The 13,883-nt window shown below is 66.9% G+C and carries 14 protein-coding genes; 4 read left to right on the top strand and 10 right to left on the bottom strand.

What is annotated here, in order from left to right; all coding sequences use genetic code 11:
- Nucleotides 1-148: 148 nt before the first annotated feature.
- The 3 genes from HLG70_RS08585 to HLG70_RS08575 all read right to left on the bottom strand — a co-directional run bounded on the left by HLG70_RS08585 (nt 149) and on the right by HLG70_RS08575 (nt 2,545).
- Nucleotides 149-1,312, bottom strand: a complete 1,164-nt coding sequence (locus HLG70_RS08585; RefSeq protein ID WP_213697167.1) for an MFS transporter — start codon at nt 1,310-1,312, stop codon at nt 149-151.
- Between the two features lie 38 nt (nt 1,313-1,350).
- Nucleotides 1,351-1,743 carry a GlcG/HbpS family heme-binding protein gene (locus HLG70_RS08580; RefSeq protein WP_171662184.1) on the bottom strand — a complete coding sequence of 131 codons (393 nt, stop codon included), beginning with the start codon at nt 1,741-1,743 and terminating at the stop codon, nt 1,351-1,353.
- Between the two features lie 82 nt (nt 1,744-1,825).
- Nucleotides 1,826-2,545, bottom strand: a complete 720-nt coding sequence (locus HLG70_RS08575) for an IclR family transcriptional regulator (protein ID WP_171662185.1) — start codon at nt 2,543-2,545, stop codon at nt 1,826-1,828.
- Between the two features lie 164 nt (nt 2,546-2,709).
- Between HLG70_RS08575 and HLG70_RS08570 the strand changes: the two genes are divergently transcribed.
- Complete coding sequence (locus tag HLG70_RS08570; protein ID WP_171662186.1) at nt 2,710-3,324, top strand: ABC transporter ATP-binding protein; 615 nt, start codon at nt 2,710-2,712, stop codon at nt 3,322-3,324.
- Here HLG70_RS08570 and HLG70_RS08565 read toward each other — a convergent pair.
- Nucleotides 3,321-4,214, bottom strand: a complete 894-nt coding sequence (locus tag HLG70_RS08565) for a LysR family transcriptional regulator (protein WP_171662187.1) — start codon at nt 4,212-4,214, stop codon at nt 3,321-3,323. The genes HLG70_RS08570 and HLG70_RS08565 overlap by 4 nt on opposite strands.
- Before the next feature lie 260 nt (nt 4,215-4,474).
- On the opposite strand from HLG70_RS08565, the gene HLG70_RS08560 reads away from it, so the two are divergent.
- Both HLG70_RS08560 and HLG70_RS08555 read left to right on the top strand, forming a co-directional pair.
- Nucleotides 4,475-5,425 carry a succinylglutamate desuccinylase/aspartoacylase family protein gene (locus HLG70_RS08560; protein ID WP_250157088.1) on the top strand — a complete coding sequence of 317 codons (951 nt, stop codon included), beginning with the start codon at nt 4,475-4,477 and terminating at the stop codon, nt 5,423-5,425.
- A 121-nt stretch (nt 5,426-5,546) separates the two neighbouring features.
- The gene (locus tag HLG70_RS08555; RefSeq protein WP_171662189.1) at nt 5,547-6,458 is read left to right on the top strand and encodes a pyridoxal-phosphate dependent enzyme; all 912 of its coding nucleotides are present in this window, start codon (nt 5,547-5,549) and stop codon (nt 6,456-6,458) included.
- Between the two features lie 59 nt (nt 6,459-6,517).
- Here HLG70_RS08555 and HLG70_RS08550 read toward each other — a convergent pair whose 3' ends face one another.
- Nucleotides 6,518-7,429, bottom strand: coding sequence for a helix-turn-helix domain-containing protein (locus tag HLG70_RS08550; RefSeq protein ID WP_171662190.1), 912 nt, complete (start codon nt 7,427-7,429; stop codon nt 6,518-6,520).
- Between the two features lie 287 nt (nt 7,430-7,716).
- Here HLG70_RS08550 and HLG70_RS08545 point away from each other — a divergent pair, with 287 nt between their 5' ends.
- Complete coding sequence (locus HLG70_RS08545) at nt 7,717-8,829, top strand: Crp/Fnr family transcriptional regulator (protein ID WP_171662191.1); 1,113 nt, start codon at nt 7,717-7,719, stop codon at nt 8,827-8,829.
- Between the two features lie 16 nt (nt 8,830-8,845).
- On the opposite strand, the gene HLG70_RS08540 is transcribed toward HLG70_RS08545, so the two are convergent.
- The 5 genes from HLG70_RS08540 to HLG70_RS08520 are packed head-to-tail and all read right to left on the bottom strand — an operon-like array spanning nt 8,846 to nt 13,737.
- Nucleotides 8,846-10,477 carry an MFS transporter gene (locus tag HLG70_RS08540; RefSeq protein ID WP_171662192.1) on the bottom strand — a complete coding sequence of 544 codons (1,632 nt, stop codon included), beginning with the start codon at nt 10,475-10,477 and terminating at the stop codon, nt 8,846-8,848.
- Nucleotides 10,464-10,856 carry a DoxX family protein gene (locus HLG70_RS08535; RefSeq protein WP_234103006.1) on the bottom strand — a complete coding sequence of 131 codons (393 nt, stop codon included), beginning with the start codon at nt 10,854-10,856 and terminating at the stop codon, nt 10,464-10,466. The genes HLG70_RS08540 and HLG70_RS08535 overlap by 14 nt, the downstream gene beginning before the upstream one ends.
- 14 nt (nt 10,857-10,870) lie before the next feature.
- Nucleotides 10,871-12,778 (bottom strand): amidohydrolase, encoded by a 1,908-nt coding sequence (locus HLG70_RS08530; RefSeq protein WP_171662194.1) that lies wholly within the window; start codon nt 12,776-12,778, stop codon nt 10,871-10,873.
- Nucleotides 12,771-13,070, bottom strand: a complete 300-nt coding sequence (locus tag HLG70_RS08525) for a XapX domain-containing protein (RefSeq protein WP_171662195.1) — start codon at nt 13,068-13,070, stop codon at nt 12,771-12,773. The genes HLG70_RS08530 and HLG70_RS08525 overlap by 8 nt, the downstream gene beginning before the upstream one ends.
- A gap of 13 nt (nt 13,071-13,083) precedes the next feature.
- Nucleotides 13,084-13,737, bottom strand: coding sequence for a hydrolase (locus tag HLG70_RS08520; protein ID WP_171662196.1), 654 nt, complete (start codon nt 13,735-13,737; stop codon nt 13,084-13,086).
- Between the last annotated feature and the right edge of the window lie 146 nt (nt 13,738-13,883).

Here is a 13,883-nt window from a genome sequence, read left to right as displayed (position 1 = left end):
CGTCGCGGGCCTCGATCTCGTTGCGTAACGGCGTTCCCAGGCAGTAGGCGGCGGCGTTGCTCTCAGCCATGAGATATCTCCCTCGAGTACCCCAGGGTGTCAGGCTACATCTATCTTGCGCGGCGGAGCAGGGCGGCCGCCCGATTGCCTAAACGATTGCCTTGGTGCAAGAGACTCCCCGCCGGGCCTCCTTGCGGGAAAGCCAGACCAGGGGAACCAGCGCAAGCAGTACGAGGACGGCGCCGGCCCATGGCGTTAAAGCCATATGTTCCCGAGCCACCATCGCACTGCCTGCGGTCTCGCCTAACGTAATGCCAAGATTGAAGGCGGAGATGTTGAGCGCTGATGCAAAGTCCACTGCCTTTGGGGTCCAGCGTTCGGCCGTGGACAGCATGCCGGTCTGGCATGCGGGCGACATACCGAAGGCAAGCGCACCCCATACGAACAGCAGGGCCGCCATGGGTGCCTGGTAGGGCATGAGGAAGGCCAGCGCGATCAGCGTAAGGCTCAGGGCAAAAAAGATCCATCGCAATGCGCCTTCCCAGCCTATGCCGGCCGCCAGGCGGCCGCCAAGCAGATTGCCCACCAGCGTGGCCATGCCAAACACGACGAGCATCAAGCTGGCGACGCTGGTCGTAAAGCCTGTAATTGTGGTCAGTATGGCCGTCACAAACGTGAAGGAGGCAAAGCTGGCGCCAAAGCCCAGGATGGTGATGCTCATCATCGCCAGGATCGGGCCATTGCGCAGCGCGGCCAACTGTGCTTTTGGTCGCCCTGCCGCGGGAGCGGGCAGAACCGGAACCCACGTCGCCGTGGCCAGGAGTGCGACCCCAGCCAGAAACGCTACGGCAAAGAACGGCAACCGCCATCCCAGGACATTGCCAATGGCGCTGCCCAGGGGAACTCCTATCACCATGGCCAGCGTAAGACCGGCGAACATCAGCGAGATGGCGCGGCTCGCCTGGCCTGGCGGGGCCAGACGGGCTGCAACTGTAGCGCCAATTGCGAAAAAGCTGCCATGGGCCACGGCGGTGATGACGCGCCCGGTGAGCAATACGCCATAGTCGGCCGAAAAGGCCGATATCAGGTTCCCCGCGAGGAACACGGCCACCAGGATGAGCAGGACGGGCTTTCGGGGAAATCGCGCGAGCAGCAGCACGATGACCGGGGTTCCGACCGCCAGGGCCAGCGCGTACAGGCCGACCAGCCCCCCGGCGCGCGCCAGGGGAACACCCAGATCGTCCGCGATTGCCTGCAGCACGCCGACCACGATGAACTCGGCCACGCCGATCGCAAATGCGGTGATGGCCAAGGCCCATATGCCCGCGTGGGTCCGATGAGCAGCGTTCCTCACGGCCGGCCCGCGGCAGTCAATGCGATGGCCTGGTCCGCATCGACCGTGGCGCCAGCGACGCCGACAGCGCCGATCGTCTTGCCCTCGCCGTCATGTAGCACGACACCGCCGCCGAAGCTGATCAAACCGCCATTGGTGGCCTCCAACGAATAGATGGGGCCGCCCGGTTGCGCGGCCGCGCCAATCTGGATGCTGTCGGTCCGGAACAGGGCCGCCGTCCTGGCCTTCTTGATCGAGACGTCAATGGCGCCGGGCACGGCATCGTCCATGCGCAGAAAGCCGCTCAACAGGCCGGCAGCGTCCACGATGCTGATGCACACGGCGTATCCCTGCTGACGAGCGCAGGACTGGGCGCGTTCAATGACTTGCTGGGAAATGATTTCAAACACTGGAAAACTCCGGGTTGGATATGGAGTTGCCAATGATTCCGTCTGGCCGTCCGGCTGTGAAGTGCCTGAGCCCGACTGGTGCCTAAAGTTTGATATTGTCGAATATCTCTTGCATGGCCGCTGCCGCGATCCGCCTCAATGCCGGCTTCCGAAGCCGCTGGGCCGGCCCCGCCAGTCCCAGGGCGGCGACGACGCGGCCTTTTTGGCGCAGGGGAAGAGCCAGGCAGTTCAGACCTTGTTCGGCCTCTTCCAGGTCCAGTGCATAGCCCGCTTCGGCGATGGCCGCCAGCTGGGCATCCAACGCGCCGGAGATCATTCCGGCCCGGCGCAGGCTGCGCACAAGGTCCGGGTCGTGAGCCAGGAATACCTTTCCAATGGCCGACGTGGTCAGTCCTTCCCGGCGCCCTCGGGGGCTTGCAACGCGCAGCGAAGCATTCCCTTCCACCGCATCGATATACAAGTATTCCCTGGTCCCGCACGGAACCGCGAGATAGCAGGTCTCGCCGGTTTTGTCGGCCAGGGAGCGCAAAACCGGGGCAAAGGATGCGCGCAGCGCGGCGTCCGCGTCGGCCAGGGGCTGGGCGATCTCGCGCAAGCGCAAGCCCAGCGCGTAGCGCGTGCCATGGCGCGACACATAACCCATCGCCGCCAGGGTGTTAAGCAAGCCATGGAGGGTGCTCTTGTTCAGACCGAGCTGTTCGGCCAGATCGACCAAACGCGCCTCGCCGCCAGCCGCGGCAATGGCTTCCAAAAGGCCCATTGCGCGTTCGACGGATTGAATTCGCCTGTTTTCGTCAATCATGGGGATTACCGGCCTGGATCCTCCGCCCGGGTGGCAGTTGCCAATCGGCTTGCGTCCGGACCCTTCACATTCTGAAGTATTGAACGAGGCTGATTTTCCCACGATACACCTGGCCGCAGCGCCACGGTCTACCCGTGCGCCACGTTCCTGCGTAAACTGCCGGCATGCTACGCATCGACAATCTCGGCAAGCGCTACGGCGACCATCTCGTGTTCCAGGGGCTGACTCATACGTTCCCGCCTGGATGCATGGCGCTATGCGAAGAAGACAGCACCGGAAAATCCAGCTTGCTGGGCATCATCGCGGGCGTCGTCGCGCCAGATGAAGGAGACGTCTGGATCGACGGGCACTCGCTGATCCACGCGCCGCTGCAAGCCAAGGCCCGCCTGGCCTATGTACCCGACAACTGCCTGGCGCTTCCCACGCAGACCGGGCGGGGGTTGCTCGAACAAGTGGCCGCGGAAAAGAACACGGCCGTCGACGACGACGTGCTCGATCTGGCCTGTCAGCTGGGCCTGGAGCCGCATCTGGACAAGCGGTTTGAACAGATGTCGACGGGTACGCGCCGCAAGGTCTTCCTGACGGCCGCCGCCTTGGGCGACCCGGCCGTCGTGATTGCCGACGGTCCCAGCAGCGGGCTGGACGCGCGGGCTCGCGCCGTGCTGGCCGAACTGCTCAGGACCTGGTCCCAGGATCGCGTCGTGCTGTTCGCCAGCCACGATCCGGAGCTGGTGCAGGCCTGCGGAGCAGTAACAGTCAATGTTGCCGGGCTGCGTTAGGGCGCGGGTTCCCATTGCCGGAAGAAGTGGTCAACCAGCGGATCCTGGCGCCGCGAGTATCTGACGAGCTCAAGCGTGAAGGGGATATTCAGATCCGTGGCCGGCGCAAACACGACCTGGGATTTCCATTGCTGCTGAAATGACAGCGGCGCGATCGCGTAGCCCAAGCCTGCCGCGACCATGCCCACCATGGTCAACGTGTCCATCACCGATACCTGGCTGTGTCCTTGCCCGATTCCGGCAGCGGCACATGCCTGGACGACCTTGTCATAGTGCACAGGGGAGCGCTCACGGGGGAACATCAGCAGGGGCAGGGAGGCCAGGTCATGCAGGCGCAGCCGTTTTCGCTGGCGTGCCTGGGGCCAGTGCGCAGGCAGCGCCAATGCCATGCGGTCATCGAATATCGGGACGCCTGTGAAGGCGGCGTCAAAGGGCGAACGCCAGGCGACGATGCCCACGTCCAGGTGATGCCGGTGCAGCCTTTCCAGCTGCTCGGCGGAATGCATGGCTTCGATCCGGACACTGACGGCGGGGGAGGCCTCTTGCAGTTTCCGGATGGCCGCCGTCAGTTGAGGGATGGCGCTATAGCCGGGCATGACTCCGATCCGTAGCGTGCCTGCCATTCCGCTGGACGCGACGCGGACCTGGTCGCCGATGGCGCTGGTGCGGTGCAGGATGTCCAGCGCCCGAAGGCGGAGCTCTTCCCCGGGCCGGGTGAGCGTGACTCCGCGTGGCATTCTCGTGAATAGCGGCACGCCCAGCGCCGTCTCGAGCGCCGATATCTGCCGGGACAACGCAGGCTGCGCGATGTGCATGGCGCGGGCGGCCTCGGCGATGCTGCCGGCGTCGCACACCCCAAGAAAGTATCGAAGCTGCTTCAGGTCCATCATGGCGTGGTTCCAGGCCTTAGTATGCTGGGAAAGTATATCTTGTATCGTCAAACAGCATTTGTATGCCGCTCGTTCGCGCCCTAGCATCTACACCACGAAATCAGCGCGAGGGGTGCATCATGAATGGCGTTGCGGCTGTGGGGGGCTTCGGCTCCGGACTCAGATCTATATCGGGACAGCATAGGCCGGCCCGGAACAAGGAGCGGGCCACCTACTTTACGGAAATCGATTTCGACAAGCCCGGAAAGCAGTCCGGCTATGTGTACTTTCCGCATTCGCCGCATGAAGACGCCTGGGGCACCGAGCGTGTCCCGCTGACCGTCATCGCCAATGGCGACGGACCGACGATTCTGCTGGAAGGGGGTAACCACGGCGACGAGTACGAGGGGCCGATAGCCCTGGGCGAATTGATCCGCTCGCTGAAGCCGGAAAGCATCCGGGGACGCCTGATCATCGTGCCGGCCATCAACACGCCCGCCGTGGGCGCCGGGCGCCGCACTTCGCCCGTCGACGGCAAGAACATGAATCGGGTTTTCCCCGGCGACCACGCCGGCACGATCACCGAGCAGATCGCGGCGTTCGTCAACGACGAGCTGCTGCCGCGCGCCGATGCTTTGCTGAGCCTGCATTCTGGCGGCTCGTCGCTGAACATCGTGCCCAGCACCATCGTCGTTCCTTGCCCCGACAAGGCGCAGTTCCAGCGCTGCCTGGCCTCGGCCCGGACATTTGAGGCTCCCATGTGCGTGGTGATGGACAACCTGGGGGATGGCCGCCTGTGCGTGACGGCAGCCCTGGCCGCCGGCCTGACTTGCGTGAGCACCGAAATGGCCGGCGGCGGCGTGGTCACGCGTTCCGCCCTGGACCTGTGCCGGCTAGGGCTGCTGCGGGTGCTGCGGTTCTGGGGCGTGATGGCCGACGGGCCGTCCCCGACCGGGCCTGCTGAGCAAGCCTATTTCGAAATGCGCGGAGCCGGGGCCTATGTGATCGCCTCCGAACACGGGGTATTCGAGCCCGGCGCGGAAATTGGCGACCAGGTGACGGCGGGCGACGTCGCCGGGCATATCCACTTCCTGACGGCGCCGGAGAAGGAGCCGGTGGCGTTGCATTTCAAGGAATCGGGGGTGGTGTATTCCACGCGGCAGTACGGGATCGTCCGGCCCGGCAGCGCATGCGCCGTGGTTGCCAGCCCGCGGGCCGGCCATTTCGCCTGAGGGCCGGGACCACATCGATGAACACCCGCATCCGCGCCGGGCTTTGCCGCGCTGATCGCAATGGGCGGCGCACTTATACTGCCCGGCCGCCGCTTCGAATCTCAATAAAGGACTATCCGACATGGCCTTGCATGTGAATACGCCCACCATCCGTTCGACGGAATTCTCCCTGCGCGCGGGCCTGGACGTTCTACTCAAGCTTGAAAGCGTTCAGCCTTGCGGCTCCTTCAAGCTGCGCGGAGTCGGCCACGCCTGCGAGGTCCTGCATCGGCGCGGCGCCAGACGGTTTGTGTCCTCGTCGGGGGGCAATGCTGGCTACGCCGTCGCGTACGCCGGCAGCCAGCTGGGCGTACCGGTGACCGTCGTCGTGCCCGAGACCACGACCGAGAAGGCCAAGACCCTTATCCGGCGCGAAGGAGCTGAGGTAATCGTTCATGGCGGTTCCTGGCAGGAGGCCAACGCGCACGCGCAGACGCTGCTGGGCGGCGATTCCGAATTCATCCATCCCTTTGACGATCCGCTGCTTTGGGAAGGCCATGGCTCCATGATCGACGAGCTGGTCACGCAATGCGGCAAACCCGACGCGATCATCTGTTCGGTAGGCGGCGGCGGTCTGTTGGCTGGCGTCGGCGAGGGCTTGTTGCGCAATGGCTGGGGGGATGTGGGCGTTCTGGCCGTGGAAACGGCGGGAACCGCTTCGTACGCGGCGGGGCTGGTGCAAGGCCATCCCGTCGAGTTGGCCCAGGTGTCGGGCCTGGCGACCTCGCTGGGCGCGCGCAAAGTGTGCGAGCGCTCGATCGGGCTGGCCCGCGAGCTGACCATCCGAAGCCACGTGGTCACCGATGGCGAGGCCGTACAAGGCTGCTGGGACCTGCTGGCCGCGCATCGGCTGCTGACGGAGCCTGCATGCGGCGCATCCATCGCCGGCATGGATAAGCTGCGCGATTACTTTCCCGACGCAAGCCGGGTGGTCGTGATCGTGTGCGGCGGAGTCGGGGTCACCGTCGAACAATTGCAGGGCTGGCTGTCCTAGCGCCGCCACATGCCGGTGCTGCCCTTGATCGACAACTGCGTACGTTCAAGCATGTCGGATCAGCTCCGGTTCCGCCGGCGCCAGGCCGCGGGCGGGGCGCCCATCGTGCTGGCAAAGACGCGGGTCAGGTGGGCCTGATCCGAAAAACCGCAATCGTGCGCGATGTCCGACACCGGGCGATCGGACTTCAGCAACAGGAGCTTGGCCTTTTCCACGCGGCACTCCAGCAGCCAGCGATGCGGGGTGGTGCCCACCGTCTGACGGAACGCCTTGATGAAATAGCTGCGCGACAGCCCGCAGCCCTGGGCCACGTCGGAGATCGACACGCTGGCCAGCAGGTCGGCCGCCAGCATTTCCTTGGCCAGCTTTTCCTGCCAGCGCGCCAGGCCGCCGCGCGCAGGCGAAAGGTCGGGCGCCTTGTCAGAGGCGGCGCCGCCATAGGCCTGCGCCATGTGGATCTGGACGGCCTGCGCCAGATGGTCCACGAACAGCGGGTCGGCGCGGCCGGGGTCGGCCAGCGCGGGCAGCAGCGCGTTGCCCAGGTGGGCCAGCACAGGGTCGGATTGGCCGGGCGGGCAGGACAGGGTCCGGATGCGCGCCACGCCCAGGTCATCCGACAGCTGGTCCAGCGATTCGGGCGACACCCGGAAATACAGAAAGTCGAAGGGCGTGGTCAGTTCGGCGCGATAGGCGTCGCCCGCGCGCCGGATGGTGACTTCGTCGGGCGAGAGCGGCATGGGGCGCGGCTGGTTCGAGCAATACAGGACGCGCTCGGTGCTGGTGAGCGATACGCTCAGCAGGAAGCCGTCGCCATCCCCATCGGATCGCGCCGTGCCGAAGCCGGGTCGCGCATAGCCCACGCGCGCGATCTCCAGCGCGGCCTTGCAGCCGGGGCTGGTGCGGATCGCCTGGATCGACGCGCCAGGATAGACGTCGTGCAGGCTGGAGGGCGCGTCAAGCAGTTGCGGCATGGTTCGGGGCAGGGATGGCGGTGGAACTCATGTTCCCGCAAAGAATAAACCGTGGCGTCGCGTCATGCCAGGCAAGCCGGTGTCCAAGGGATTGAATGCCAGTGCGCTGATTTGCATAAAAGCGCGCTGCGGCCCTGGCAGCGGGGCGTCGGGTGCGGGTCCGGCATTAGTGCGATCATTACTCTTTCATACAAATCAGGACTCAAGTGCGCAAGACTGGCCTGCGCGCCCGAGGCTACCTTGCGCAGTATCTTGCCGATTTCCTCGGATGAACCGGGAGTGTCTTCATGAACCGTCTTGCCGCCGGCGCTATGTCCGGCGATCCGCCCGCCAGCCTGGCCGCCTTGCATGCGCAGGCGTTTCCGATGCTGGACCGCGCCATGATCGACCGCGCCGCGCCCTATGGCGAAGAGATCTCGGTCGCCGCCGGCAGCGTGCTGTTCAGCAGCGGCGACCGGGTAGCCGCCTTCCACATCGTGCTGGAGGGCTATGTCGAGGTGCTGGAATGCGAGGCCGACGGCGCCATGCACAGTTTGCTTGTGCATCGTGACGGCGAGTTTACGGGCAGCCTGGATCTGTTCACCGACCGTCCCAACGCGGTCACGGTGCGCGCCGTGTCCGCCAGCCGCCTGCTGCGGGTCGGCCGGGCGGCGCTGGAGCGACTGATCCTGACCGAGGGCGCATTGGCCGAGATCGTGCTGCGCGCCTTCATCCTGAGGCGTATCGGGTATCTGCGGCAACGGCCCTTTGGCGGCGCCATCCTGCGTTCGGCCGCCAGGGCAGGCTCGGAGGACCCGGTGCTGGATCTGGCCGTGATCGGCGGCGGTCCGGCGGGCCTGGCGGCGGCCGCCTATGCCGCGTCCGAGGGTCTGCAGACGCTGCTGGTGGGCGGCTCGCTCTCCTGCGGCGACGCGCCTGGCGCGGATGTCCTGTCCGGTTTTCCCGGCACGATTACCGGCCTGTGCGACGGCGGGCTGCTGCGCCGCGCCGAGGATCAAAGCAGCCGGTTCGGATCCCATGTGCTGCCCGTGTGCACCGCCAGCGGCTTTGACAGCACTTGCTACCCGTACCGTGTGTGGCTGGACGATGGCCGGATGATCGAGACGCGCAGCCTGATCGTGGCCACCGGCATGCAGGAAGGGGCGGCGGGGCAGGCGTCCGCCCAGGCCAACACGGCGTGGCTGGACGGCTGCCTGGATACGGACGAGCTGGGATACATCCACACCGGCCGCGCCGCCGCCGGCTCGATGCAGGCCCGGGCCTATGAAAGCTCCCAGCCAGGCGTGTTCGCCGTGGGCGCGGTGCGCGCGGGTTCGGTCAAGCATGTGTTGGCCAGCATCGCCGAAGGCGCGGCCGCGGTGCGGGTGGTGCACCGCTTCCTGGACGCCTCGGCCCACTGAGCGTGCCCTTCCTGGTTCAGCCCGCCGGGCCGGGTTTGGGGGGGCGCATGTCCAGCGCCAGGAAATGATGCACGACCGGCTTCCCGGGGCCGATGTGAAAGCGCTGCGCATCGCCCTGAAGATCCGCGTCGGCCTGCGACACGCGGTGGTGTTGACGCAGATGTTCGGCCCACGACTCCACCAGGAACCATTCCTGCACGCGCTCCGGGTCGCCGGTGTGCTCCGCGATGCCCCAGGCGTAGGCGCCGTCGCGCCGGCGCTCTTCGGCCACGGCCTTCAGGGCCTGCAGGAAGGCGGGGCGGTCCTGGACCCGGATGCGGTATTCGACCTGCACCATGACGGGACCGCGATCATGCTCCACCGGGGCGTCCAGCAGCGGTTCGGGCCAATGGTTGGACGGATCCAGGTTGGCCTCGCCCTGCGGCAGGCGCATCCGGTGCAGCACCATGCCGGTGACAAGCAGGCCGGCGGCGCCCGCCAGCAGGGTGCCGGGCACGCCGATGTTCTGCGCCAGCAGACCCCAGCCCAGGCTGCCCGCGGCCATCGCGCCGTTGAACACCATCAGGTAGATGGCCAGCCCGCGGCCGCGCACCCAGTTGGGCAGGATGGCCTGCGCCACGCCGTTGAAGGTGGTCAGGGCGACGATCCAGCCCATCCCCAGCAGCAACAGCAGCAGCACGGCGGCCCATTGGGGCGGGGCGAACGAGAGGGCCGCCATCACCACGGCCGCTACGCCGACGGCCGCCAGCACCAGGCCGTCGGTGCTCAGGCGCAGACGCAGTTGGGGCAGGACCAACGCGCCTAGAATGGCGCCCACGCCCACCGCGCCCAGCAGGACGCCGTAGAAACCGGCGCCGCCGCCCAGCATCTGGCGCGCCACCAGCGGCAGCAGCGCCCATACCGAGCTGGCGAAGATGAAGAACACCGCCGCGCGCAGCAACACGATATGCAGTTCGTGGCTGGCCCGGGCATAGCGGACCCCGGCGCGGAAGGCGCCGAAGAACTGCTCGGACAGCCCGTCGTCGGTCTTCTTGGGCCGCTTCCACCACAACAGTGCGGCGATCACGAAGACATAGCTGAGCACGTCCGCGCCATAGGCGGCCGCGGCGCCGAAGGCCGCCAGCAGCAGGCCGCCCACGGCCGGGCCCAGCGCTCGGGCGATGTTGATGCCCAGGGAATTCAGGCCCACGGCGGTTTTCAGTTCGGCCTTGGGCACCAGTTCGGGCACGATGGCCTGCCAGGTCGGGCCCATCAGCGCCGTGCCCACGCCACCCAGGAAGGTCAGCGCGATCAGGTATTCCACGGTCAGCGTGTTGGTCTTGGCCATCATCAGCAGCGTGAAGCTGACGCAGGCCAGCAGCACCTGGATGATGATCAGGAAGCGGCGCCGGTCCAGGATGTCGGACAGCACGCCCGCCGGGATGGCGAGCAGGAAGACGGGCAGGGTGGCGGCCGTCTGCATCATGGCGACGGCCGCGGGGTTGGACGACAGGTCGGTGACGAGCCAGGCGCTGGCCACGTCGCGCATGAAGCTGCCGATATTGCCCAGGATGGTGGCGCCCCACAGGACCGCGAACAGCGTGTGCTTGAGCGGGGCCATGCCGCCGACGGCGGCAGGCGGGGAGGGATTGCGATCAGCTCCGGCCATGCGGGCGCTCCGTAAGATCATGCCAGGCGACCAGGACCCACGCCCCGGCCAGCCCAAAGTGCTCGTAGAACGCGTTCATGGTCATGAAACGCGCGTCGGCGGGGGCTTCCCAGTACCGGTTGGCCATCAGCGCCGCGGCGGCCGTGAAGATGGCCAGCGCCAGCGCGCCCAGCCACCGCAGGCGTCCGGACAGGACCAGCGCGCTTGCGCCCAGTTCCAGAAGAATAACGGCGGCGGCCGCCAGATGGGCGGGTTGCAGGCCGAAATGCGCCATCTCGGCCTGCGCGCCGCCAAAGTCCAGCAACTTGACCAGGCCGCCTTGTATGTAGGCGCCGCAAAGCGCCAGCAGGGCCAGCCAGCGCACGGCTGGCGAGGTCATCAGGCGGCGCGCCGTCATACCGCCCAGCACGCGCAGCCCAGCGCGCCCCAGAAGCCTTTCAGGTCCGATACGGGCAGCTTGCTGGCCCAGGCGCCGGCGTGCTGGTGGCCGTGGACATTGCAGTCGTTGGCGCAGGCGCAGGCGGCGGCAGCTTCGCGCAGCGTGGCCTGCAGGGGCTTGCCTTCGCCGTCGCCCCAGGCGCCGTAGCCGCCGAAGAGGCGGGTGGGCGACCAGTCCGGCATGGCGGGCGGCGGTGCGGATTCGTCATGCGGCGCGAATTCGCCCGCGCCCCAGACCACCTTGCCGCCCACCACCGTGAGCAGGCTGGAGGTGCCGGCGATGTCCGATTCGGGGCAGGCGAAGAAGTCGCGGTCGGGCACGACCAGGTCGGCCAGCTGACCGACGGCGATGCGGCCCTTCTTGCCCTGTTCATTGGAGAACCAGGTGACGTTCTCGGTCCACATGCGCAGCGCGGCGTCGCGGTCCAGGCAGTTGCGTTGCGGGGTCAGCCGCAGGCCGCCCACGGTCTTGCCGGTGATCAGCCAGGACAGCGAGACCCACGGGTTGTAGGAGGCCACGCGGGTGGCGTCCGTGCCGGCCGATACGTTGACGCCTTTCTCCAGCATGCGCTTGACGGGCGGGGTGGCCTCGGCCGCGCCTGCGCCGTAGCGCTCGACGAAGTACTCGCCCTGGTACGCCATGCGGTGCTGCACGGCCACGCCGCCGCCCAGGGCGGCGATGCGGTCGATGGAGCGCTCCGAAATCGTCTCGGCATGGTCGAAGAACCAGTTCAGGCCGGCCAGCGGCACGTCCTGGTTGACGCGCTCGAACACGTCCAGCGCCCGCGAGATGGTCTCGTCGTAGGTGGCGTGCAGCCGCCAGGGCCAGCGGTTCTGCGCCAGGATGCGCACCACTTCCTCAAGTTCGCCCTCCATCTCGGGCCCCATGTCGGGCCGCGGCTGGCGGAAGTCCTCGAAGTCGGCGGCCGAGAACACCAGCATCTCGCCCGCGCCGTTGTGGCGGAAGTAATCGGTGCCTTGCTTGTACTGCGATGTGGCGGTCCAGTTGAGGAAGTCTTCCTTTTCCTGCTTGGGTTTTTGCGTGAACAGGTTGTAGGCCAGGCGGATGGTCAGCTGACCGGCGTCGGCCAGCTGCTGGATCACCTGGTAGTCCTCGGGGTAATTCTGGAAGCCGCCGCCCGCATCGATGGCGCCGGTGACGCCCAGGCGGTTCAACTCGCGCATGAAGTGGCGGGTGGAATTCACCTGGTACTCAAACGGAAGCTTGGGGCCTTTGGCCAGCGTCGCGTAAAGAATGGACGCGTTGGGCTTGGCCAGCAGCAGCCCGGTGGGGTTGCCGGCGGGATCGCGCACGATCTCGCCGCCCGGAGGCGCGGGCGTGGTCTTGTCGTAGCCCACCGCGCGCAAGGCGGCGGCGTTCAACAGGGCGCGGTCGTACAGGTGCAGGATGAAGACGGGCGTATCGGGCGCCGCGGCGTTCAGTTCCTCGATGGTGGGCAGGCGCTTTTCCGCGAACTGGTGCGCTGTGAAGCCGCCCACCACGCGCACCCATTGCGGGGCGGGGGTGATGGCGACCTGACGGCGCAACATGGCCATGGCGTCGGCCAGGCTGGTTACGCCGTCCCAGCGCAGTTCCATGTTGTAGTTCAGGCCGCCGCGGATGATGTGCAGGTGGTTGTCGATCAGGCCAGGCAGCGCGCCGCGCCCGTTCAGCGCGATCACCCGCGTGCCGGGGCCGGCCAGCGGCAGTACGTCGGCCGCCGTGCCCACCCGGGTGTAACGGCCGTCCTTGATAGCGACGGCGTCGGCCACGGGATTGGCCGGATCCAGGGTGGTGAAGCGGCCCTGGTGCAGGATCAGGTCGGGGGCGCCCAGGCGCGCGGGGTCCAGAGTGTCAGCCATTGCGCTTGTCTCCACATGCATCGGCGGGTTGTCGGGCGGGGTCGGCGGCGGGCTTGGGGCAGCTGGGCAGTTCGCCGAACATATGGGGTTTTACCTGCTCTTGTATCCAGGACGTGCGCGTGGCTTCGTCCGCGAGCAGGCGCTTGATCAGCGGGGGAATCTGTTCCCCCGCCAGGATGCCGAGCAGGCCTACCAGGGCGATCACGGGGGGCGCCGGCGAGCGCACGTTGAAGAGCGCGTAGATGATCCCGACCAGCAGGCCGAGCCCCAGCGAAACCAGGTAGACCTTCATCAGCGTCCTCCGATCAGCCTTCGTGGGCGTTGAACATGGACTTGGCGTAGATGATGCCCAGGCCATAGGCGCCGCCGAACTTCCTGGCGATGCCGGTCGTCATGTCGTAGGTGTCCGTGCGGGCCCAGTCGCGCTGCATTTCCAGCAGGTACTGCAATGCGGTGATCGGCTGGCCGCCTGCCTGCACGATACGCTCGATGGCGCGGTTGTGGGCTTCCGCCGACACGTCGCCGCAGGCGTCGGTGATCACATAGACCTCGAAGCCCTGGTCCAGCGCCGACAGGGCCGGGCCCACGATGCAGACGCTGGTCCACAGGCCGGCCAGCACGATGCGCTTCTTGCCGATTTCATTGACCTGCTTGATGACGGCCGCGTCTTCCCAGGTGTTCATGGAAGTGCGGTCCAGCAGCGCCTGGCCAGGGAAGGGCGCGACGACTTCGTCGAACATCGGGCCCGAGAAGCTCTTTTCGGCCACGGTCGTCAGGATGGTCGACGCGCCGAAGCCGGCGGCGGCATGGGCCACCAGCGCAGCGTTGTTGCGCAGCGTGACGGCGTCGATGGAATGCGTGGCGAACGCCATCTGCGACTGGAAGTCGATCATGATGAGCGTGTGGTCTTTGGGGGAGAGCAGCTTGGCGCCGGGGGTGGGGGTCGCGGTGATGGGCATGGATGACTCCTTCGGATGCCGGGGTGGGAAGAACCCAGGCAATGTGCCATCCGCCCGCGGTGACGTATTGAACGATTGTCCGCCCGTTTGAAGATTGTGATTGCGCTGTCATCCGGCCGGGATGGGCAGGCGCGCGGATCAGGGAT

Origin of the sequence: Achromobacter deleyi, from assembly GCF_013116765.2 — a bacterium.
GTDB classification, from domain to species: domain Bacteria; phylum Pseudomonadota; class Gammaproteobacteria; order Burkholderiales; family Burkholderiaceae_B; genus Achromobacter; species Achromobacter deleyi_A.
The sequence above is the reverse complement of the archived record's forward strand: the minus strand, read 5'-3'. Positions and strand labels throughout refer to the sequence as shown.